We start from the raw sequence: 23,400 nt of genomic DNA, 5'->3' as shown, positions 1-23,400 counted from the left end.
GGAGTACTAATCTTTCAAAACCATCATTAATCTATGTTTAAAAAATTCCTCTGGCTCGAATGGAAGGCATTTTTGCGTTCGGCATCCTTCGGTACTAATTTGGTCATCAAAATTATACTGGGCTTAGGAGCCCTGTATTTTAGCGCCTGTTTCCTTATGCTGGGTGTGGGTTTGTATTTCATAATAAAAGAGAGCCTTCACAAGGATCCGCTTATTGTAGTAAGCGAGTACCTTATTTATTATCTTTTGGCAGATATGGTTATACGGGCACTGCTGCAAAAGCCTCCGGTAATTAATATACGCCCACTGCTTACCCTGCCCATAAAACGGAACACGGTAGTAAATTTTGCCCTGCTTAAGTCGCTGGCGTCATTTTTTAACTTGTTACACGTATTTGTCGTTGTACCCTTCAGTATAGTGCTAATGCTAAAAGGGTATTCGGTTTTTGGGGTGCTTTTATGGTGGCTGGGAATATGGTTACTGGTATACTGTAATAATTTCATTAACCTGCTTATAAATGAAAACGACTATATATTTGTATTGTTTCTGGCTGTTTTAGGTGGCCTGGGCGCACTGCAATACTTTGGTTATTTTAATGTTACCTTAATAACCGCGCCGTTCTTTACAGGATTATATAATCACGCATGGGTTATATTGTTTCCGCTGGTAGCATTTGCCTGCCTGTGGATGTACACACACAAGTATTTTAGACAGCGAATGTACCTGGATACAGGACTTAAAAGTAAAGACGAGATTGCCAATACGCGTGAGTATACTTTCCTTGACCGTTTTGGTAAAATGGGAACTTTCCTTAAAAACGACCTTAGGCTGATACTTAGGAACAAGCGTTCGCGCAATACCCTTTTTAGCGGTTTTATGTTCCTGTTTTATGGACTTTTGTTTGTTTCCGGAGGGATAGAGGTATATAATAATGACTTCTGGAAAGTATTTGGAGGCATTTTTACTACCGGTGGTTTCCTGTTTACCTTCGGGCAGTTTGTACCCAGTTGGGATAGCTCGTACTACCCGCTTATGATGAGCCAGAACATTAAGTACCGTGATTATATAGCATCTAAATGGTGGCTGGTTGTTGTAGCTACAATAGTAAGCACCATATTAAGCTCTTTTTATTTGATTTTCGGACTAAAGGTATACATGTTTATGCTGGTAGGAGCCATATACAATATAGGTGTAAACGCTTATATTGTTTTACTGAGCGGAGCATTTATAAAAACGCCTATAGACCTTATGTCGGCTAAGCGCGCCTTTGGCGATAGTAAGTCGTTTAATATTAAAGTAATGCTTCTGGCTATTCCTAAGATGCTTATACCTGTAATACTGTTTGTTTTAGGTAAAGCCATACATAGTCCCGAAATGGGCTATGCGTTTGTGGCCGGTGCCGGTATTGCAGGACTAGCGTTTCGCAATAAGGTGTTTAATATGATAGAGCGTACATATAAGACCGAAAAATATACTACCCTTGAAGGGTACAAACAAAAAAACTAATCACAAAAGCAATACCGTCATTACAACCATGATACATATTCAAGACCTTAAAAAAGCATATAACGGAACAGTGGTGCTAAACATACCTAACCTTACCATAAACAAAGGCGAAAGTTTTGGCCTTGTGGGCAATAACGGCGCGGGAAAAACAACTTTGTTCAGCCTGTTACTCGATCTTATAGAACCGTCTACCGGGCAGGTTTCCATAAACAATATACAGGTAAACAAAAGCGAGGACTGGAAACCGCTTACGGCCGCATTCCTGGATGAAAGCTTCCTTATAGGATACCTTACGCCCGAGGAGTACTTTTATTTTATAGGCGATCTTCGCGGACAAAACAAAGCTGCGGTAGATGCACTTTTGGCGAAGCATTCCGATTTTTTTAATGATGAAATCCTTGGCAAAAAGAAATACCTGCGCGACCTGAGTAAGGGTAACCAAAAGAAGGTGGGTATTATAGCTACACTAATAGGTAACCCCGAACTGATAATACTCGATGAGCCGTTTGCAAACCTGGACCCTACAACCCAGTTTAGGCTAAAGAAAATTATTAAAGACCTTGCTGAAGACAAAAGTGTAACCATACTGGTAAGCAGCCACGACCTGGCACACACCACCGAAGTAAGCAACCGTATTGTGGCCATGCACAAAGGCCAGGTTGTAAAAGATATTTTCACCTCAGACGAAACACTGAAGGAACTGGAAGAATTTTTTGCAGTATAATGTGTTAATTCCCTGCCTTATGGCAGGGAATTTTTTTTAAAACAACCCACATTACAAAAAAGAAGCGTATTTTTATCCCCTCCTATACTAAAAAGTAATTTTAAAAGTTAAGGATAAAAAAATTCTTTTGTGTTGAAAACCAGCAATTATAAATATATCCTGGCTCTGGGTGCAGCAGCTTTTGCCATAGCGTGTTCTACAAAAAAGGACTCGTTTATGAGCAGGAATTACCATGCCCTGAGTACCCGCGACAATATTCTCTTTAATGGCAGAAATGCCCTTGCCACAGGTATTACCGAACTTAAGACCACTATGGCAGACAACTACTGGGATATACTTCCGGTAGAACGTATGCAGCGTCCACCCGATGAAATGGAGCCTACCGATAAGCGTAATGCTAACTTTGAAAGGGCAGAGGCAAAGGCTACTAAGGCAATACAGAAACACTCTATGGACATAGGGGGGCAGGAACGCAACCCGCAAATAGACGAAGCCCACTTACTGCTGGGGCAGGCACGTTATTATGATAACCGTTTTTTGCCGGCTATGGAAGCGTTTAACTATGTGCTGTACAAGTATCCTACCAGCAGCCGTATAGACGAAGTAAAGGTGTGGCGCGAAAAAACAAACATCAGGCTGGATAATACCGGCGTAGCCATTAAAAACCTGAAGAAACTCCTGGAAGAGAAGAAAGGTAAAATGGACGAGCAGATTTACAGCGATGCTAATGCCATGATGGGGCAGGCATACATACAGGAAGAGTATGCAGATAGCGCTACCGTAGCCCTGATTGAAGCTGTAAAACACACCAAGGACAACGAAAAAAAATCACGGTACTATTTTATTATAGGACAGCTATATAGCAAACAAAATAATACCGATAGTGCCTATGCTTACTTTCAGCGTGTAATAGACATGAAGCGTAAGTCGCCGCGTATATATACCATACACGCACATGCCATGCAGGCAAGCCAGTTTAACTACAAAACCGGCGACACCCTTGCCTTTATGGAAAAATACCGTGAACTGCTTGAGGATCGCGAAAACCGTCCGTTTCTGGATGTAATAAACCACCAGATAGCTTTGTTCTATGATAAGCAGGGACTAAACAAGCAGGCGGTAGAGTACTACAATAAGTCGCTTCGCAAAAAAGGGCAGGACCGCTACCTTATAGCCAGCAATTACCGCAACATAGCCGAAATTAATTTTGAAGAGGCAAAATACCTTAAGGCTGGTAAGTACTACGACAGTACACTGGTAAGCATGGATTTCCGTACGCGTGAGTACAAAGCCATAAAAAAGAAAAGGGACAACCTGGAAGATGTTATAAAATACGAAGGCATAGCTAATACTAACGACAGTATACTAAATGCAGTAGCACTTACAGATGATGCACGTGTAGCATACTATAAAGAGTATATAGAAAAGCTGAAGGTGCAGGATGAGCTTGCAAAGAAGAAAGCCGAAGCCGAAGCACAAAAGCAGGCCAATATAGCTGCTAATGCTGCCGCTATGGGTGGCAGGGGTAACGATGCCATGACCAGTATTTCGGGTACACCGGGTGGTAAGGGTAGCGATACTAATGCTATGGTTGCCGGTAAACAAACCGGTGCGCTTACACCGGCTTTAAGCACGGGTACTAACAACAGGCCTACTACTTCTGCCGGGGGTACTGCCGCCGCTGCAACCGGGCCATTTTATTTTTATACCCCGGCTAACGTATCGTATGGTAAAATTACCTTTCAGAGCAAATGGGGAAAAAGGCCGCTTGCCGATAACTGGCGTGTGGCATCTGAAATAAAAGGAGGCTTTAAGGCCGATGAAGATCCTTCGGCTGAAAATGATTCGCTGGCAAATGCCAAGGATGGTGATAAACCGCTTGAACCACGCTACGACCCGAATTTTTACATCAGTCAGCTGCCTTCAGACCAAAAAGTACTGGACAGCCTTGCTAAAGACCGCAACTTTGCCTATTTCCAGCTGGGGGCTATTTATAAAGACAAGTTTAAGGAAAACCAGCGTGCTGCCGATAAGCTGGAAAGGCTGCTTACGCTTAACCCGGAAGAACGCCTTATAGCACCAAGCCTGTACAACCTGTACCGTATATACGAAACATCGGATCCGGCTAAGGCCGAAATGTATAAGCAACGTATATTAACCGAATATCCTGACAGCCGCTATGCTGCTATTATAAAGAACCCGAATCCGGAAGCCTTATACGCCGGTAGCCCGGAGGCTATTTACAAAAAACTGTATGAACAGTATACCGATGGGCAGGTGCGCGAGGTATATGCTGTTATAGGCGAATATATAGACAGCTATGAAGGCGAAGACATATTACCTAAACTGGAGTTGCTAAAAGCAAAACTTATTGCCAGGCTACAGGGTGTAGACGAATATAAGAAAGCGCTAAACTATGTAGCTCTTACTTATGCTAATGCTAAAGAGGGTAAAGAGGCAGACAATATGCTGAAGAAAGATGTGCCGGCACTGGAAAAGCTTGCTTTTGGCAGCACACCTACAACCTATAAGCTAATGTTTAAGTTTGACGCTAATGACCCGCGTATAGCCAAGCTTACAAAAACCATACAGCAGTTTATTAAGGATAACAACAATAACAGGATTACCCTGAGTAACGATATATATACCGTAAAAGACAACATACTAGTAGTGCATGGCCTTATAAATAAGCTGGCAGCGGTAGACGTAGTTTCGGTACTTAAAGATTATAAGGATTATAAAATAGCCGAAACACCTATAATAATAAGCAGTGAAGATTATAAGGTGATACAGGTAAAAAAGAACTTTGAACAATACCAGCCGGTAAAGTAATATGAGCATGTTTGACAAATCACAGAAATCGTATACCGACCTATTAGGTAAAACCAATCGTATTGTAGAGGGTACTACTATAAAAGGAGACATGATATCTCAGGCCGATCTGAGGATTGATGGTAATCTGGAGGGGAATTTTACCTCTCAGGGAAGACTGGTTATAGGGCCTACAGGTAGTGTTACCGGTGATATAAAATGCAAGAGTGCCGATATAGAAGGAAAGTTTAACGGACGCATAGATGTAGAAGAATTGCTGAGTATAAAAAGCAAAGCAAACATACAGGGCGACGTAGTGGCAGGTAAACTGGCTGTAGAGCCGGGAGCCATTTTTACAGCTACCTGTACTATGAAAAATGCAGCCAAAAACAATACTCCGGTTAATGACAAACAACAGGCAGGATAAAAAGCCAAACAAATGGCTTATACTGGTTAGCATACCGTCTCAAATGGGTATTGTTATTTACCTGTTTAGTATGCTGGGCACCTGGCTTGATGAAAAATACCCAAACCCAAACCAGCTATGGTTTGTAGTATGTACCATGCTGGGGGTAGCCATAGCACTGTATAACGTGGTGCGCCTGGTAAATCAACTTAATAAATAGATGGATAAAAGTTTTATAAGCACCCTGCTTAAGGTAACCGGGGTGGCAGTAGTGTTTTTGTTATTAAACATGGGGCTTTACCTTATACCGGGTATAGGTGTAGAAACCGGAAAATTTGTATACCCAGTATACCTGTCATATTTATTTTTTTATGTTTTCAGTATAATAATACTGTTTGCACTGCATTTTATAGCAAGTAAAAATGCTGCTCAGGCGGGTTATGTTTTCTTGCTTCTTACCACCTTAAAAGTTGTTGCGGCCTATCTTTACATGAGGCCAATTTTATCGAAAACGATTGAAAGTTCTACGGAGAAAATAAACGTGTTTGTTATTTTTATGTTATTTTTATCTGTAGAAGCCTATTTTACAGCGCAGCTGTTAAATAAAAAACAATGAAAATTCTTATACCCTGACGAATCTTAAAAAAAAACAGTTTTGAGGGGTTAGATATTAATTTAAATCTTACCTTTGCGCAAAATTTCAGGACTGTAAAATTAAGATAGTTAATAAGATGGTGTTTACCGGACAATCTCTCAAGAACACAATAGCGGCCCTGCTGCTGGTTCTACCCCTTATTTCTTCTGCTAATTCAACTGAGGATACGTTGCATACCCAGCACGATACTGCTGCTGTACATGCCGAAGCCCCAGCCGCGCACGAGGCCCACGAAGGTCACGAAGCTGCTGGTCCCGTTGATGAAAAAGCAAAAATCAATGAGCATATTGCCCATCACCTTCAGGACTCTCATGAGTTTACTTTCTTTTCAGACGAAGAGACCGGAGCGCAATACGGTTTTCCGCTGCCTGTTATCATATATGATAACGGAGTAAAAATGTTTATGGCATCGGCATTTAACCACGGCGAGTCTGTGGCAAATGTAGACGGTAACAACTACGTGCTTTTTCACAATAAAATATACAAGACTGATGCTGCCGGCGATCTTAAGCTGGATCATCATGGCCACCCTACAGTAGCTCAGGTAATGGATTTTTCTATTACTAAAAACGTAGTGGCATTATTGTTTACTTCGCTACTACTGTTAGTGTTGTTTGGCCGTCTTGCCAAGACTTATAAAAACAGCCCTAATACTATACCTACAGGTTTCAGCCGTGTGTTAGAGCCGTTGGTACTATATGTAAGGGACGAAATAGCAAGGCCAAACATAGGTGAAGACAAGTACAAGAAGTTTATGCCATACCTGCTTACGGTATTCTTCCTTATCTGGACGCTGAACCTTCTTGGTCTTACGCCACTGGGTATAAACGTTACCGGTAACATTGCAGTTACACTTTGTCTTGCTTTGTTTACATTCTTCATTACGCAGTTTAGCGCTAATAAGGAATACTGGGGTCACATCTTCTGGATGCCTGGTGTACCTGTGCCAATGAAAATAATACTTGCTCCTATAGAGTTGCTTGGTCTATTTACTAAGCCATTCTCGCTACTTATCCGTTTATTTGCAAACATCACGGCGGGTCACACCGTAGTAATGGGTCTTATTGCTATAGTATATGTGGGTAAAGCACAGCTGGGTACTGGTGGTAGTATAGGAGTTTCTATGCTGCTTACACTGTTCATCTCGGTAATAGAATTGCTTGTAGCATTCCTTCAGGCGTTTATCTTTACCATGCTGTCTTCACTATTTATTGGTATGGCAGTACAGGAGCATGAGCATCATCATGACCATGCACACGGTCATGACGATCATCACGTAGAGGATCCTGAGATCCCGGTGATTTAATTTATTGAAACAACTAATTAAGAACATTAATTTAATTAATTATATATCATGGAAATTCCAGGTCTAGTTGGAGCCGGCCTTATCGTAATAGGTGCTGGTGTTGGTTTAGGTAAAATCGGTGGTTCTGCAATGGATGCTATTGCCCGTCAGCCTGAGGCTGCTGGCAAAATCCAGACTGCGATGATCATCATCGGTGCACTTCTTGAAGGTCTTGCTTTCGGTGCCCTAATCCTAGGAAAATAATTAAGCAAACACCTGCAACGGTTGGTTGCAGGTTTTGTTTTACCACTAATTAGAAAAAACGAAAACACCTATTTTATAATAAAGATATATGGAAAAGTTAATAAATGATTTTTCGTTCGGTTTATTCTTCTGGCAGGCACTTATCCTTGTGATAATTATTTTCCTGTTGGCTAAGTTTGCGTGGAAACCTATACTTATTGCACTTGCTGCAAGGGAAGAAGGTATATCTAACGCTATTGCTTCGGCAGAACTTGCCCGCAAGGAAATGGCTACGCTAAAGGCTGAGAACGAAACCATCCTTAACCAGGCACGTGCAGAAAGGGATGCTATTATGAAAGAGGCCCGTGAAATAAAAGAGAAAATGATAGCCGATGCTAAAGCTGAGGCTCAGGCGCAAGCCGATAAAATTGCCGAGGCAGCTAAAGCTTCTATTGCAGCAGAGAAAAATGCTGCTATGGCTGAGCTTAAAGGCCAGGTATCTGCTCTTTCGGTAGAGATTGCAGAAAAACTACTTAAGGCTGAGCTTTCTAACAAAGAAGCACAAAACGGCCTTGTAGAAAAAATGCTTGACGAAGTAAAACTAAACTAATAACACCCGTATGAGCAGAGCCGCAGTACGATACGCGAAAGCTATACTAGACCTTGCCCAGACTCAGGGTAATGCCGCAACAGTGGCTGCCGATATGGCGCAGATTACTGCTGCCGTGCAGGAAAGCAAAGAGCTGCAAAACTTTTTAAACACACCTAATGTAAAAGGTGAGGTAAAGTTTAGCGCACTTAAGGAAATATTTGCCGGAGCGCAGAATGTAACCGAATCGCTTTTCCAGCTTTTGGCTGAAAACAAAAGGTTTGAAATACTACCTGCTATCGCTGCCCAGTATAAGGAGCAGTATGATGCAGCCAGTGGTATAGAAACCGCAGTGGTTACCACCGCCTTTCCTATAGATGCAGATCTTGAAGCTAAGGTGCTGGCTAAGGTGAAACAATTTACACCAAACCAGGTAACCCTTAAAAATGTGGTAGATCCATCAATCATAGGTGGTTTTATCATAAGGCTTGGCGACAAGCAATACAATGCCAGCATAGCCGCAAGGCTGCTTACCCTAAAAAGGGAACTGGCTAACTAAGTAAAAAAACAGGCTATTTTAAACGTAGTTCATAAAACAGGTAATTAAACTTAATTATAAAGATGGCAGAAATTAAAGCTGCTGAAATTTCAGCAATATTAAAGAAACAATTGTCCGGTTTTGAATCGGGTGCTACACTGGAAGAGGTAGGAACCGTTCTTCAGGTAGGTGACGGTATTGCCCGTATTTACGGACTTAGCAATGCTCAATATGGTGAGCTTGTACAGTTTGAAAGCGGGTTAGAAGGTATTGTATTGAACCTTGAAGAAGACAATGTGGGCGTAGTATTGCTTGGCTCATCAGTAGGTGTTGCAGAGGGTTCTACAGTAAAAAGGCAAAACCGCATTGCTTCACTAAAAGTAGGTGAGCAAATGCTGGGCCGTGTGGTAGACACACTGGGTAACCCTATAGATGGTAAAGGCCCTATTGGTGGAGATCTTTATGAGATGCCACTAGAGCGTAAAGCTCCGGGTGTAATTTACCGTCAGCCGGTAACCGAGCCGCTACAAACAGGTATTAAAGCTATCGATGCCATGATTCCTGTAGGACGTGGCCAGCGTGAGCTTGTTATTGGTGACCGTCAAACCGGTAAAACTACCGTGTGTATAGACACCATCCTTAACCAAAAAGAATTTTACGATGCAGGTAAACCTGTATTCTGTATATATGTTGCTGTAGGCCAAAAAGCTTCTACAGTAGCAGGTATAGCTAAAACCCTTGAAGAAAAAGGTGCTCTTGCTTATACCATCATCGTTGCCGCTAACGCGTCTGACCCGGCTCCTATGCAGGTTTACGCTCCTATGGCCGGTGCTGCAATAGGTGAGTACTTCCGTGATACAGGCCGTCCGGCACTTATCATTTATGATGACCTTTCTAAGCAAGCGGTAGCTTACCGTGAAGTATCGCTTCTACTTCGTCGTCCACCAGGACGTGAGGCGTACCCTGGTGACGTGTTCTACCTTCACTCAAGGCTACTGGAGCGTGCTGCAAAAGTTATTGCTGACGACAGCATTGCAAAAGAAATGAACGACCTACCGGAATCTCTTAAGCCAATTGTTAAAGGTGGCGGATCGCTTACTGCGCTTCCTATCATCGAAACTCAGGCTGGTGACGTTTCTGCATATATCCCTACAAACGTAATTTCGATTACAGATGGTCAGATCTTCCTTGAGTCAGATCTATTCAACTCAGGTGTACGTCCGGCTATTAACGTAGGTATCTCTGTATCGCGTGTAGGTGGTAACGCTCAAATTAAGTCAATGAAAAAAGTAGCAGGTACACTTAAGCTAGACCAGGCTCAGTACCGCGAACTTGAAGCATTTGCTAAATTCGGTTCAGACCTTGATGCAGTTACTATGAACGTAATTGAAAAAGGTAAGCGTAACGTGGAAATACTTAAGCAAAGCGTAAACGATCCTTATACTGTAGAAGACCAGGTAGCTATTATCTATGCAGGTTCTAAAAACCTACTTAAGACGGTACCTGTAAGCAAAGTAAAAGAGTTTGAAAAAGACTTCATCGCTTACCTAAACGCTTCACACAGGGCTACCCTTGATGCGCTTAAAGCAGGTAAATTTACTGACGAGATTACAGACGTGCTTGAGAAAGCTGCTGCTGAGATCGCTGCAAAATATTAATTTTTCAATGTATCAATGTACCAGTTAACCAATTGGTACATTGTTTAATTGTTTAATTTTCACATTAAAAAATGGCAAACTTAAAGGAAATACGTAACAGGATTGCTTCCGTTTCATCGACCATGCAAATTACAAGCGCGATGAAAATGGTTTCGGCTGCCAAGCTAAAAAAGGCTCAGGATGCTATTACAGCAATGAGGCCTTACAGCCAGAAGCTTACCGAGCTATTGCAAAATCTTAGCGCTACGCTGGAGGGTAATACAGGAGGCGCATTTGCCGAGCAACGCCCGGTAAATAAAGTCCTTATTGTAGCTATAACCTCTAACAGGGGTCTTTGCGGCGCGTTTAACACTAACGTGATTAAGCAGGTAAAAAACCTTCAGGATGCTACTTATGCCGGTAAACAGGTAGATGTACTTGCCATAGGTAAAAAAGGTAACGATGTACTGAAGAAGCTTGCTAACGTGGTAGAAAACCAAAGCGGCCTTTATGATGTGCTTACCTTTGAAAACACTGCCCGTATAGCCCAGTCGCTTATGGACAGGTTTGAAGCAGGTGAGTATGACAAGATAGAACTTGTATACAACCACTTTAAGAATGCCGGTACCCAGGTAGTTATTACTGAGCAGTTTTTACCGCTTGTACCTGCCGATGCTGCTGCCGAAAGCAACACTGAGCTTGATTATATCTTTGAGCCATCTAAAGAAGAAATTGTGCTTAGCTTAATTCCGCTTTCATTAAAAACGCAGCTTTACAAGGCAGTACGTGATTCATTTGCTTCAGAGCACGGTGCCCGTATGACGGCCATGCACAAAGCTACTGATAACGCTACGGCTATGCGTAACCAGCTTAAACTTACATATAACAAGGCCCGCCAGGCTGCAATTACCGGCGAAATCCTTGAAATTGTGGGTGGTGCTGAAGCGCTAAACAATTAAATAAACAAAACAAACATACGAAGAGGCTGCCTACGGGTGGCCTTTTTTTATACTTTTATTTGTGCAAATGCGTTTTGTTGTACAATACAATTTTAGAATATGACCGTTAAGAATATTATAGTACCGGTACTGTTTATGGGTGCGGCTACTTTTGCCCAAACCAAAAAAGAGGTAACCCTAAAGCCGGTGTATAAGCCCGAAACTACCTACAGGCAAACCGCCTTACAGAAACATAGTAATACCATACGCTACAAAGGCGACCCTGATGTGCTGCAGGTTTTAAAAGAACAGGGCGTGCAAAACCCTACCGAACAGGTAACCAATATCGATTTTATTACTGAAACAAAGACTGGGAAATCGCTTGACGGCACTCAGATTCCGCTAACGCTTACCGTAGTAAAGCTCCCCGAAGCTTTTTCTAAGAAAGGGTTTACACAGGGGGTAAAAGCATACGGTATTGCCGATGCTGATGGCCATGCAAGGCTTGATTCGGTTACTGCGCCCGAAGTAGACAAAAAGCTTAAGGCAAACCTGCTTGACATACTGGAAACCGCCATGAAACCGGCTAAGTTTCCTGATAAGCCTTTTAAGCAGGGACAAACACAACAGATAACTACTACCGCCAGTATACCGCTGCCCGGGCATACAGTAGAGATGGATGTGGTTTCAGCCTACACGCTTACGGAGATAAAGAAGGGTATTGCCTTGTTTGACATAGTAATTACCTACAAGCTGAAGCAACCCGACCCTAATTTCAGGATTGTAGCAGAGGGTAATGGTAAGGGCACCATGAGCTATGATATTAAAAATAATTTCCCGTTGCAGCAGCAAAGCACAACCATAACACACATCGACTTTTCGTACAAACAGTTTGATATAGAAATGAATGCAAATCTGCACTATGAAAATACCGCAACTGTGACACCGGATGCCAAATAACCACTTAACTTACAATACGGTATAAATGAAAAACGCCACCCCTAAGGGTGGCGTTTTAACACTATTGAATTACCTAAACTATTGCTTCACAACTTTTACAGTGGTGATTTTGTTTCCGGCAGTTACCTGCAGGATATATGTTCCGGTAGAAAGCCTTTCTATGTTTAGTTGGGCTTCGGTTCCGTTAGCAGTTTGTTCGGTTACTGTTTGTCCAAGCAGGTTAATAAGCGCAAGGTGGCTTATTGCCGCACCTGATTTAACGTTTATAACGTTTGTAGCAGGGTTAGGGTAAACAGTAAGAGTAGTATTAGTAACGTTGTTAGTACCTGCAGTGATATGAACTGTTATAGCAGTCATTTCGCTTACGCAGGTGCCATTGCTTTGGCTTACATAATAAGTAGTACCATCAACAAGAGCCGTAAACGGATCTATTTCCACATACTCATCACCGTTAAGTGTGTACCATGTAGCAGTAGTACCTTCAGCAAACGTTACTGTAAGGTTAGCCAATGTTTGGCCATCAGTAAAGTTTTGCTCAGCATCAGCTACAGGAGCGTCAGGAGTAGCAGTTACAGTAACTTCTACAGTACCTGCAAGACTTGTACAACCGTTTACTGTTTGAGTAAAGTAGTAAGTACCGTTTTCAAGAGCAGTAGTAGTTTCTATAGCATCGCCACCTTCGGTAGCATACCAGGTAACAACAGCACCTTCAGCAGCAGTGTAAGCAAGATCTGCAACAGTAGCAGTACCACAGAATGACTGGGCTTCGGCAACCGGAGCATCAGGTATAGCGTTTATAGTAACGCTTACAGTACCTACAGCACTTGTACAGCCGTTTACTGTTTGAGTTACGTAGTAAGAACCCGTTTCAAGAGCAGTAGTAGTTTCTATAGCATCACCACCTTCGGTAGCATACCATGTAAGAGTAGCGCCTTCAGCAGTAGTAACCACAAGATCGGCTACAGTACCGCTTCCGCAGAATGTTTGTGCATCGGCAGTAGGAGCGTCAGGAACAGTATTTACAGTAACGCTTACCATAGCAGCAGTACTTGTACAGCCGTTTACGGTTTGAGTTACATAGTAAGAGCCTGTTTGCAGAGCAGTAGTAGTTTCTATTGCATCGCCACCTACAGTAGCATACCATGTTAGGGTAGCGCCTTCGGCAGCAGTAACCATAAGGTTTGCTACAGTAGCGCTTCCGCAGAATGTTTGAGCATCGGCAACAGGAGCATCAGGAATAGTATTTACAGTAACACTTACAGTAGCAGCAGTACTTGTACAGCCGTTTACTGTTTGAGTTACATAGTAAGAGCCTGTTTGCAGAGCAGCAGTAGTTTCTATAGCATCACCACCTACGGTAGCATACCATGTTAGGGTAGCGCCTTCGGCAGCAGTAACCATAAGGTCGGCTACAGTAGCGCTTCCGCAGAATGTTTGTGCATCGGCAGTAGGAGCAGCTACAGTATTTACAGTAACTGTTACAGCAGTACGTGTACTTTCGCAAGTACCTGAAAGTTGAGATACATAGTAAGTACCGTTGCTAAGAGCTGTTGTAGCTGTAAGAGCCGTTGTAGCATCGGCAGTAGCATACCATTTTATTGTATTTCCTGTAGCACCTGTAGCAACAAGGTTAGCTACAGTAGCACCAGAGCAGAATGTTTGTGCATCAGCTGCAGGAGCATCAGGAGTAGCACACAGTGTTGTAAAGCTTCCAGTTATGTAAGAAGAAGTACAAGCAGTGTTTACAGCCTGTGCACGGTAGTAGTATGTAGTTAACGGGCTAAGTCCGCTTACAGTAAGAGATGTTGTAGTAGTTGTAAATGGCGAGCCTGCAACCGGAGTTGTATAAGCAGCATCAGTATACACTTCGTAGCTGTAAGATGCGGCAGCAACACTACCAGACATAAGTCCGAAGTTTACGCTGGCACCTGTAGCAGTTGGAGTAGTAAATGCAGTGTTTAGCACAGGACACTCGTTAATTAGCTGGCCTGAAAGTGCAAATACGTGTGGTACAGGAGTTGTAGTTCCGGTAGACGTTTTTGTAACTGTAACAGATGAAACCTGTTTGGTTTGGTTAGCAGTTTCTATAGGAAGTGTAACATAGAATACTTTTGAAGCACCTGTTTCTACAGCGCCTGTAGTATTTGCCCTGTTAGCACGGCCTATGCCCGATACAAGTGCAGGCTGAGCTGTTGTAGCTGTACCATACCAGTCAAGAAGGCTAAATGAACTTGCTGTTTGGCTTGTACCATCCTGGAAGTTAACCTGTACAGATATAGTAGAAGCACCACTACCTGAAGTTACCGCAAGGTAAAGGTTAGATAGTTTTACAGGGTTTGTAAGTGTAAGTGTACCTGTTCCGTTTTGGGCAGGAATCCTTAGTGAGTTGTTGTTGCTGTAATCCTGCATTAGGAAAGTAAGGCCAGTAGTGCCGGAGTTAGTTAGCCTCCTGTCTACAGGAAGGCCTACTGAAGTTACAGAACCCGAAGCAGAAGGTTGATAATTAAGCGCTATATAAGCATTGTTTACACCATCAACATCGTTAGTAGTGCTAAGGCTTGCAACGCCTGTACCGTTCGCGATAACGTCATCGCTGTAACCGGTAGCATCAAGTGGTGAGTACTGGCTTTGAGTTGCAAAACTTAGAGCAGAAGACCACGCATCGTTATCACAACCTGTAGTTTCAGCTTTAACACGGTAGTAGTATGTAGCGCCTAATGTAAGTCCGCTAAGCGCGTAGCTGTTAGTTGTAGCTGTATAAGTACCGAAAAGAGCAGTAAGTGCTTCGTCCGTATATACCTCTATAGTATAAGTAGGTGTAAGGCCACCGTTACCCACAACAGATGTCCAGTTTAGGTTAGCGCTATAGTTACCTATGTTACTTGCGCCAGAGTTTATTGTAGCTACAGCACAGCTGGTAGCATCGGCAGAGGCTACAGCACTGTAGATAGGTCCGAAACATGAAATACCACCGTCATTGTATGTAAATACGAAATAATAGTAATGGCTGTTAGCAGGAACAAAGTCGCTTACCGCAGGTGCAGTAAGGCTGTTAGCTACTACTGTACCACCGCCAAATGCAGTGCCTACAGCATAAGTAGTACCGTTTACAGGTGTAGCAGATAGTGTGGCAGCCGTACTGCGTATAAGCACATATCCTGTAGGTGCAGTAGCAGGTGCAGTTACCGTTACAGTAATGTTAGAAGCTGTTACACCCGAAGTAGCTACAGTAGCCGCATCAGGAGTTACACAGTCTGCAGGTTGTGTAGCCACAGTTATGGTATAATCTTCTGCATCGCCATAGTTAATGTTACCACATGCTGAAGAAGTATAAGTATAGTACCTAGACCTTACCCTCATACGGTAGTTTCCTAGTGGAGTACCGGCAGGTATGGTTATGGTTCCTGAGAATGAAGTACCACCGGGTGAAGTTGTTCCGCCGTTTACAACAAGTTCTGTTGCCTGGTCAAAAACAAGATCCTGGTTCCAGTCTACCCAAATGTCTACAGTAGTTGTAGTACCGCTTTTTGTACCTGTGTAGTTAAAGCTTGTACCTGCAGCTTTGCTTACAATTTGTGTAGCGCTGTAGTTAGTATATGCAGCATAAGAAGAGCTGTTGCTTATGTTAGTATAGCCACCTGTTGTAGCAAAGTTGGTTATATAATAAAGGCTTGGCGTGTATGTGGTGGTAGGCACGCAGTAGTTTGGTGTAAAGGTAGCACTAGACCAAGAGCTATAGTCTCCGCTACCACAGTCTGAACGTACGTATAGGTAATAGGTAGTGCCTATTGTAGTATCAGCAGTAAATGAAGTACCTGTTGTAGCAGTGCCGCTACCTGTAGGAGTACCCTGTGTGGTAGTAAGCACGTACTCGTATCCTGCAGGGGTTGTTCCCAGTGTAGGGGCACTCCAGCTAAAAGTACTGTTTGTAAATGTATAAGCCGCAGCAAGACCTGTAGGGAAATAACAGGTAGGTGCAGGAAGTACAGTTATTGTGTAATCTTCAAACTCACCATAAGCAGCAGGTCCGCAAGCACTTGTTATAGCACCTATGTAACTGCTGGACAATCTCATACGATAGTTCCCCGGAGCCTGGGTGGCAGGGATGTTTATAGTGCCGCTGTAGCTGGAAGTATAGCTTGTTGTGGCTACTACAGCTTCACCGGTATCAGAGAAGTCCATATCGTTATTCCAGTCTACCCAAACATAGAAGTAGTTTGTGCCACTGCTTACGCTTAGCGCAATGTTAAAAGATCCTCCCGGAATCTGAGATACAGCCTGAGTTGCAGAATAGTTTGCATAACCTCCTGTAACAGAAGTGGTAGCGTTGTTTATGTTAGCAGAACCACCGGTTGTTACTACGTTATTAAGGTAGTAAGTAGAACTGGTTGTAAAACCAGTAGGCGTACAATATCCTGTATAGAAACTACCTGTAAGATATTCTGAGTCGCAGCTACCATTGTTTGCCTTAACCCTGTAATAATAGGTTGTTTCGGCTGTAAGGCCTGTTACCGCCTGAGAAGTAGCGGTTATTCCGGTGATAGGAGTACCTGCAACAGGAAGTGTATAGGCGCTGTCGGTATAAAGTTCTACCGTATAGGTAGCACTGCTCGATCCTGTACCATATGATCCTAAAACCCAGTTTAGTGTTGCAGCAGTACCAGCAGTAGGAGAAGCCGAAACAGATGAAAGCGATGGACATGAACCTACGGTTTTTGCAGACAATGCAAGAACGTTTATAACTCCGCCTGATGTTTTTGATACGGTAACCCCAGTTATTGTTTTAGACTGGTTAGTTAATGTAATCGGAATCTCCAGCTGGTAAAGCCTTGGATTGTTTGTAGGATTCTGAAGCACGTCGGTGCTTAATACTACCCTACCAAAACCCCATGCAGCAACAGGAATTGTTGTAGAGTCATACCAGTTAGGAATAGTGGTTCCGGTAACAGTCTGGCTCGTGCCGTCTGAAAAGTTAACGGTAACGTCTACAACACCGGCGCCACTCCCTGAGGTAGTTAGCAGGTAAATGCTACTTGCCGAAATTTGGCTGGCTGTCGCCAAAGAAAGTGTTCCTGATGTTGCAGCGGTTTCTATCCTCAATGAATTTGATGATGAATACGACTGAAGCTGAAAAGAAAGGCCAGATGTGGCAAGAGAGCTAATGGTTCCGCTGGTAGGTAAACCATAAGTAATCGGGGTGCTTGAAGAAGTTGCTAGGAAGTCGGTGCAGATAAAAGCATAACCTGCGCCATCAACGTCTTCATCTGTAGTTGTAGAGGCACTACCCGTGCCATTCGCAATTACATCGTTTGTAAAACCGGACGAGACGTCGAGCGTCTGATAAGTTTGTCCGAAGGCACTTCCACATAAGAGCAGAAGTCCCCCATAAACAAGGCGTAATGTTTTTTTCATAAAAGGGTTAATTGAAGTGTATTTTTTCTCGAAAATAAAAATACTCAAAAAAACACTTTGCTTTCTTTTAACACAATGATTATCACAAAATAGCATGCTGTTGTACTCTTTTGAAACTTTTTCTTTTAATGGTGAAAAAAATTATAGTTTTTTCAAAACATTACACCTAAAAACAAAAAAACACCTTTTTAACAAGGTGTTTCTGTATTATTCTGTAAATAATGCTTTTAGTTCGGTAGCGTCGTTTGGCTTCATTTTTCCTGCCAAAACAAGGCTTAGTTGCTTGCGGCGCAGGGCGGCTTCATAGCGTTGTTTTTCCAGCTCTGTTTCGGGTATCAGCTGGGGTACCGGTGCCGGCCTGCCGTATTCGTCTACAGCTACAAAAGTATAAATGGCTTCGTTTGCTTTGGTCTTTAATCCGCTTACACGGTCCTCAATCCAAACGTCTATGTACGTTTCCATACTCGAATTAAATGAACGGCTTACTTTGGCTTCTATAGTAACTACACTACCTAAGGGAATAGAGTGGTTAAACGCCACGTGGTTTACCGATGCCGTAACCACTATGCGGCCACTGTGCCTGCGCGCGGCTATACTGCCACAGCGGTCCATACGGGCCAGTAGCTCTCCGCCAAAAAGGTTGTTAAGCGGATTAGTTTCGCCCGGCAATATGATGTCGGTCATTATACAAACAGAGTCTGAAGGGTGTTTCGGCTGCATTATCTTTCGTGCTATTTTGTTGTGTGCGGCAAAGATAGTGTTAAGCAGTGGGCAAAAAAAATCCTCCGCAGTTGGGAGGAATATTTTTTTAGAAGTTTAAGGCCTTATTTTACCAGTACCCAGGCTTCTTTATCGCCATTAATACGTATAGCACGTGCGCTATCCTGTGCCTGGTTATACGTGGCATAGCTGCCGTATACCACCGGGTACAGCCCAAATTTGTTCAGTTCCAGCCTGTGCGCCTTATGTCCTTTTGTTACAAGGTTGGCTACTGCTTTATCGGCATTCGCCTCGCTTTTGTAAGCACCTGCTACCACATGGTACGGTAATGTTGCTACAGTATCGGTAATTGCCTCGGTGTCTTCCTTAACGGGAAGGGTAACAGCCGGAAGCGGGTTTTCTATAAAAAATGTGGCCTGCTGTATACGCTGTTCCACTTTGGCCTGTACAGCATTTTGTACAGCAAGGGTTTCGGCGGCAGCCTGCCTGTCGTTGTAGTTTTTGTAGCCAAATAAACCTCCGCCTATAAGCAGTGCAAATACGGCCGCATATTTCAGGTAGCTGTAATCGCGTTTGCGTTCCGGGGTGAAGATAATAGGTGCTTTTTCTTCCAGTTCCTCTACAACTGCTTTCAGTTCTTCGCGCTTAATAGCCGGAGATATTACCGTACTAAGCCCAAAGGCTTCGGTTAGGTAGTTTACAGGAGTATCTGGGGTAAACACAAGGTTACCTTCGGTATTAAGGCCTATTTGTCCTATGTTTTTCAGGAAAAGCACATCCATATTGTTCAGGCTGTGTTTCCATTGCTTTACCATGTCGCTTATGGCTTCCACGGCTGCTTCGTACGAAATTTTTTCAGTTTGTGCGATGTGGTTGGCCAAAAGACCGTCATTATTTTTTACATTCGCATTAAACGAAACCACCTTTTTTGGAGGATAGAAAGTATGTGAAACAGCGTTATGCTGTGCCGGGCGTATTTCGGTAAGAAATGCACCAAAACCAGGAATGGTTACACACTGGTAACGGTATAGTAATGCTGAAATGTGTTTCTCAATCTTCATATAAGCAAATTTAATCATTGAGGTGGTTGGCCAACATTTTATTCACAAATTTTATTAACAATGATAAGCGGCTGTAATGCTGCTGATTATATTTTTTGATGAACCAACCCGATTTGTTTAATACCCTGGCACTCTTACGGATAGAGGGTGTGGGCGATATAGTGGCAAAAAAGCTCATAAACCACCTGGGCAGCGCGGCGGCCGTATTATCGGCAAAAAAACCACAACTTTTAGCCATAGAAGGTGTGGGCGAAGTGCTGTACAAAAACCTGCAAAACAAGGAGGCTTTTAAGCATGCCGAAAACGAGCTGAAGTTTATAGAAGCAAACAATATTAAGGTATGCGAGTACCGCGAAGCCGATTACCCCGAACGCCTGAAGCATTGTGTAGACGGGCCGGTACTGTTGTTTGGTTCGGGGAATATAAACCTTGCGGGGCGCAAAACCCTGAGCATTGTAGGCACCCGACAAATGACGGCCTACGGTGGCGATTTTTGCCGTAAGCTGCTGGAAGATTTGGTTCCCCTAAACCCTGTTATTGTAAGCGGCTTTGCGTACGGGGTAGACATCCATGCCCACATGGTAGCTATGGAACTTGGGCTGCAAACGGTAGGTGTGGTGGCACATGGCCTGAATCAGGTGTACCCCAAGCCACACAAAAAGTACGTGGCGCGTATGGAGCAAAACGGCGGTTTCCTTACCGAGTTTTGGAGCACCAGCAACCCCGACCGGGAGAATTTTGTAAAACGAAACCGCATCGTGGCAGGCATTAGCGAGGCTACTATTATTATAGAAAGTGCCGAAAAAGGCGGTTCGCTTATTACGGCTAATGTGGCCAACGATTATAACCGCGATGTTTTTGCATTACCCGGGCGTATTACCGATAAGTACAGTATGGGCTGCAACGAACTGATAAAAACCCAGCGTGCCAACCTGCTTACCGGTGCTGCCGATCTTATATATATGCTAAACTGGGAGCTGGAAGAAAAGAAGTTGCCACCAATACAAAAACAACTGTTTGTAACCCTGGAACCCGATGAGCAAAAGGTGTACGACTACCTGCAAAAAAACGGCAAGGAACTCCTGGATATTATAGCCCTGAACTGCGATATGCCGGTGTTCAGGTTGTCGTCTATGTTACTGAATATGGAACTGAAAGGCGTAATCAGGCCACTGCCGGGTAAGTTGTTTGAGGCGGTGTAAATCTCCTGCAAGGTCTCTGTGACCTTGTAGGTATAATTTTATGATGATATAGTTAAACCAACCAGATTATGTGTGAAGTAAGCGACAAACTGAAATTTTGTACGTGTTTGAACTCAAAAGATGTCGAGCTGATAAATATTCATGATAGTCTTGAGAAATTTCAAAGAAAGAAGCTTCCTAAATCAAAAGAGCCGTTCTGTTGGGTGTTGTATGAGTATATGGGTACTTTGAAGGGTGGCGCCTATATGATAGGGGTGTTAGATATGCCTCAGAAGGCAATTAATTCTCTCACGGAAAGTTTTGTGCTTGAACAAATAAATAACGAAAATTGTTTTGACTTTCACTATGAACCTAAAGAGGGAGATAACCTTCAAATATATTTCCAGGTAAGCAAATTCCAAACAGAATTCTTATCGTTTATTTATCGTAGCGAAGCTTGGGAAATTGATCATTATAACACTTTTGGAGAAAAAATTGAACCCAAAAACTTTGGCTTATTAAAGGTTAGAGAATAGCTTCGTTGCCTAACAATTCATTTGTTTTGTATCGTATAGTTTTCCGTAATTTTACATTATGGAAGAGCAAGCCGAAAAACCCCAGCGCAAAATAATCCATGTAGATATGGATGCATTTTACGCATCGGTAGAGCAGCTGGATAACCCCGAGCTGCGGGGTAAGGCTATTGCCGTAGGCGGGGGCGAAACGCGTGGTGTGGTTTCGGCGGCGAGTTATGAGGCGCGTAAGTTTGGGGTGCGCAGTGCCATGAGCGGTTACCTTGCCAAAAAACGTTGCCCACACCTTATCTTTGTACGGCCGCGTTTTGAGCGTTATACCGAAATAAGCCGCAAAATACGCAGCATCTTCCATGAGTTTACAGACCTTGTAGAACCCCTGAGCCTGGACGAAGCCTACCTGGATGTTACCCAAAACAAAAAAGGCATACCAAGCGCCACACTTATTGCTACCCAAATACGCCAACGCATATTAGAGGAAACCGGACTTACGGCATCGGCGGGTATTAGCATTAATAAATTTATAGCCAAGGTAGCCAGCGACTACAACAAACCCAACGGACAAAAAACCGTACCACCCGACGAGGTACTCAGTTTTCTGGAAAATCTTGCCATAGGTAAGTTTTATGGTGTGGGTAAGGTTACCGAGGAGAAAATGTACCAGTTGGGCATTTTTACCGGCAAAGACCTTAAGGAAAAAACCGAGGAATTCCTGGCGGCGCATTTTGGCAAAAGCGGTCCGTATTATTACCACGTGGTGCGCGGCATACACAACAGCCCTGTAAAGCCCGACCGTACCATAAAATCAGTTGGGACAGAGCACACCTTTAACGAAAACCTGGTTTCGGAGGTGTTTATGCTGGAACGCCTGGAAAAAATAGCAGGCGAACTGGAACGCCGCCTTAAAAAGAAAAAGATAGCCGGGAAAACCATTACCCTAAAACTCAAATATTCTGATTTTACGGTGCAAACCCGTAGCAAGACCATGCCCTACTTTATATCAGACGGCAGCCTGATTATGGAAACCGTAAAAGAGCTCCTGTACCAGGAACGGCCAAAAGATTCGGTGCGGCTCCTGGGCATATCACTCTCTAACCTTAACAATGAAGCCGGGGTTAAAAAAACGGTAGCCGTACAGCTACGGTTTGACTTTTAAAAAAATAAACCGGCTGGGGGGACAGCCGGTTTGTAACTTTGGCATTATGTTTTTTTGGAGATAATGGGAAATGCCAATTATATAAAGTAGTTAATGGGGGTGAAAAGAACAGGTTTCCCTGTTTTTTCTTCTACAAAGATATCCATGCTGTGCAGCTCCTCCGGGAAAAATAGGCTAATGCAGGTTATATGCCGACGAACGACAGGAAATCTTAGACAAAAGGTATATTTATAAGAAAAGCCTGCAAATCTGCAGGCTTTCTTGTAGGTTTAATTTTATTTATAGGATGTATAATTATGCCAAGGCAGTCTCTAACTGCTGCATTTTAATTTCGGGTAATTCTTCTGCCGCAAGGCCTTTAAACATCATAAATACCTCGGCGGGTGCACCGTGCTTCATGCCCATGTACCATTCTATGATTTCTGGGATGCTCAGGCTCCTTAGCATCCAGCGGCTTTCTGCCACAAGTACTTCAGGGGCTATTGTTTGCAGTATGCGCTGTTCCATACCTATAATTTCTTCATCGGTAAAATGTTTCCACAGCAGTTGCAGCAGTACAGTTTCCTCTTTGTTCATGTGGTACAGGTTAAAGGCAATGAAGTCGTTAAAGGCATAGAATATCTGCCTGCCTGCTTCAGTTTTATCTGCTGCGTTTTTCCAGGCCTGTATGTATTCTCTTAATGTTTCACCCAGCTGGTGGTCGGTTACGTGTTCGGCTTCCAGCTCTTCGGCAATGTGGGGTTCAAATTTCACAATTTCATTCAGAACAAAGTTATCCTCATGCTCTGCATGCTCGTCAAAATACCTTAGAGCAAGTTCCAGATTTGCTATAACGGGCACTGCTTCGGTACTGTTAAAGTCGGTTTGCTGAACCTCTTGCTGCACTGTAAAAAGCATTCCGCGAAGTCCTTTGTGAATGTTGTTAAAAACGTTGTAACGATTTGATTGCATATGTTTTACTGATTAATGATTTTATCTATAGACGATAAATTTATTAAAACGTTTCAAATGCAAATCTGATTTCGTTTAATTTATAAAGAGTTTA

The 23,400-nt window shown here is 43.2% G+C and carries 20 protein-coding genes; 16 read left to right on the top strand and 4 right to left on the bottom strand.

Annotation, left to right across the window (positions count from 1 at the left end):
• Nucleotides 1-33 precede the first annotated feature (33 nt).
• The 13 genes from ACLI1A_RS13940 to ACLI1A_RS13880 all read left to right on the top strand — a co-directional run bounded on the left by ACLI1A_RS13940 (nt 34) and on the right by ACLI1A_RS13880 (nt 12,292).
• Complete coding sequence (locus ACLI1A_RS13940) at nt 34-1,506, top strand: DUF5687 family protein (RefSeq protein ID WP_411409288.1); 1,473 nt, start codon at nt 34-36, stop codon at nt 1,504-1,506.
• Between the two features lie 28 nt (nt 1,507-1,534).
• Nucleotides 1,535-2,230 carry an ABC transporter ATP-binding protein gene (locus ACLI1A_RS13935; RefSeq protein ID WP_411409287.1) on the top strand — a complete coding sequence of 232 codons (696 nt, stop codon included), beginning with the start codon at nt 1,535-1,537 and terminating at the stop codon, nt 2,228-2,230.
• A 129-nt stretch (nt 2,231-2,359) separates the two neighbouring features.
• Nucleotides 2,360-5,062: a tetratricopeptide repeat protein gene (locus ACLI1A_RS13930; RefSeq protein ID WP_411409286.1), complete on the top strand. Its 2,703-nt coding sequence runs from the start codon at nt 2,360-2,362 to the stop codon at nt 5,060-5,062.
• Nucleotides 5,063-5,069: 7 nt separating this feature from the next.
• Entirely contained in the window at nt 5,070-5,468 is a 399-nt protein-coding gene (locus tag ACLI1A_RS13925; protein ID WP_411409285.1) for a bactofilin family protein, read from the top strand.
• Nucleotides 5,446-5,667 (top strand): AtpZ/AtpI family protein, encoded by a 222-nt coding sequence (locus tag ACLI1A_RS13920; RefSeq protein WP_411409284.1) that lies wholly within the window; start codon nt 5,446-5,448, stop codon nt 5,665-5,667. The genes ACLI1A_RS13925 and ACLI1A_RS13920 overlap by 23 nt, the downstream gene beginning before the upstream one ends.
• Complete coding sequence (locus ACLI1A_RS13915) at nt 5,668-6,063, top strand: DUF6168 family protein (RefSeq protein ID WP_411409283.1); 396 nt, start codon at nt 5,668-5,670, stop codon at nt 6,061-6,063.
• Nucleotides 6,064-6,178: 115 nt separating this feature from the next.
• Entirely contained in the window at nt 6,179-7,408 is a 1,230-nt protein-coding gene (atpB, locus tag ACLI1A_RS13910; RefSeq protein WP_411409282.1) for a F0F1 ATP synthase subunit A, read from the top strand.
• 48 nt (nt 7,409-7,456) lie between these two features.
• Nucleotides 7,457-7,651 carry an ATP synthase F0 subunit C gene (locus ACLI1A_RS13905; RefSeq protein ID WP_322625474.1) on the top strand — a complete coding sequence of 65 codons (195 nt, stop codon included), beginning with the start codon at nt 7,457-7,459 and terminating at the stop codon, nt 7,649-7,651.
• Nucleotides 7,652-7,739: 88 nt separating this feature from the next.
• Nucleotides 7,740-8,240: a F0F1 ATP synthase subunit B gene (locus ACLI1A_RS13900; protein ID WP_411409281.1), complete on the top strand. Its 501-nt coding sequence runs from the start codon at nt 7,740-7,742 to the stop codon at nt 8,238-8,240.
• Nucleotides 8,241-8,250: 10 nt separating this feature from the next.
• A complete protein-coding gene (gene atpH, locus ACLI1A_RS13895; RefSeq protein ID WP_411409280.1) occupies nt 8,251-8,778 on the top strand; it encodes an ATP synthase F1 subunit delta in 528 nt (175 codons plus the stop codon).
• 62 nt (nt 8,779-8,840) lie between these two features.
• Nucleotides 8,841-10,415 carry a F0F1 ATP synthase subunit alpha gene (gene atpA, locus ACLI1A_RS13890; protein ID WP_411409279.1) on the top strand — a complete coding sequence of 525 codons (1,575 nt, stop codon included), beginning with the start codon at nt 8,841-8,843 and terminating at the stop codon, nt 10,413-10,415.
• Nucleotides 10,416-10,486: 71 nt separating this feature from the next.
• The gene (atpG, locus tag ACLI1A_RS13885; RefSeq protein ID WP_411409278.1) at nt 10,487-11,353 is read left to right on the top strand and encodes an ATP synthase F1 subunit gamma; all 867 of its coding nucleotides are present in this window, start codon (nt 10,487-10,489) and stop codon (nt 11,351-11,353) included.
• A 99-nt stretch (nt 11,354-11,452) separates the two neighbouring features.
• Nucleotides 11,453-12,292 carry a hypothetical protein gene (locus tag ACLI1A_RS13880; RefSeq protein ID WP_411409277.1) on the top strand — a complete coding sequence of 280 codons (840 nt, stop codon included), beginning with the start codon at nt 11,453-11,455 and terminating at the stop codon, nt 12,290-12,292.
• Between the two features lie 78 nt (nt 12,293-12,370).
• Here the strand turns inward: ACLI1A_RS13880 and ACLI1A_RS13875 are convergent, their stop codons facing one another.
• From ACLI1A_RS13875 to ACLI1A_RS13865, 3 genes are all read right to left on the bottom strand, one after another.
• Nucleotides 12,371-17,704, bottom strand: a complete 5,334-nt coding sequence (locus tag ACLI1A_RS13875; protein WP_411409276.1) for a GEVED domain-containing protein — start codon at nt 17,702-17,704, stop codon at nt 12,371-12,373.
• 207 nt (nt 17,705-17,911) lie between these two features.
• The gene (locus tag ACLI1A_RS13870) at nt 17,912-18,424 is read right to left on the bottom strand and encodes an acyl-CoA thioesterase (protein WP_411409275.1); all 513 of its coding nucleotides are present in this window, start codon (nt 18,422-18,424) and stop codon (nt 17,912-17,914) included.
• 104 nt (nt 18,425-18,528) lie between these two features.
• Complete coding sequence (locus ACLI1A_RS13865) at nt 18,529-19,485, bottom strand: SPOR domain-containing protein (RefSeq protein WP_411409274.1); 957 nt, start codon at nt 19,483-19,485, stop codon at nt 18,529-18,531.
• Nucleotides 19,486-19,583: 98 nt separating this feature from the next.
• Here ACLI1A_RS13865 and dprA point away from each other — a divergent pair, with 98 nt between their 5' ends.
• The 3 genes from dprA (at nt 19,584) to dinB (ending at nt 22,355) form a co-directional block, all read left to right on the top strand.
• Nucleotides 19,584-20,687 carry a DNA-processing protein DprA gene (dprA, locus tag ACLI1A_RS13860; RefSeq protein ID WP_411409273.1) on the top strand — a complete coding sequence of 368 codons (1,104 nt, stop codon included), beginning with the start codon at nt 19,584-19,586 and terminating at the stop codon, nt 20,685-20,687.
• Between the two features lie 68 nt (nt 20,688-20,755).
• Entirely contained in the window at nt 20,756-21,202 is a 447-nt protein-coding gene (locus ACLI1A_RS13855; RefSeq protein ID WP_411409272.1) for a hypothetical protein, read from the top strand.
• Between the two features lie 58 nt (nt 21,203-21,260).
• A complete protein-coding gene (gene dinB, locus ACLI1A_RS13850) occupies nt 21,261-22,355 on the top strand; it encodes a DNA polymerase IV (RefSeq protein WP_411409271.1) in 1,095 nt (364 codons plus the stop codon).
• Between the two features lie 294 nt (nt 22,356-22,649).
• On the opposite strand, the gene ACLI1A_RS13845 is transcribed toward dinB, so the two are convergent.
• Nucleotides 22,650-23,306 (bottom strand): hemerythrin domain-containing protein, encoded by a 657-nt coding sequence (locus tag ACLI1A_RS13845; RefSeq protein ID WP_411409270.1) that lies wholly within the window; start codon nt 23,304-23,306, stop codon nt 22,650-22,652.
• Nucleotides 23,307-23,400 lie beyond the last annotated feature (94 nt).

The organism is Flavobacterium sp. RHBU_3 (assembly GCF_046613565.1).
Classification (GTDB): domain Bacteria; phylum Bacteroidota; class Bacteroidia; order Flavobacteriales; family Flavobacteriaceae; genus Flavobacterium.
This window is presented reverse-complemented; position numbering and strand designations above follow the sequence as displayed.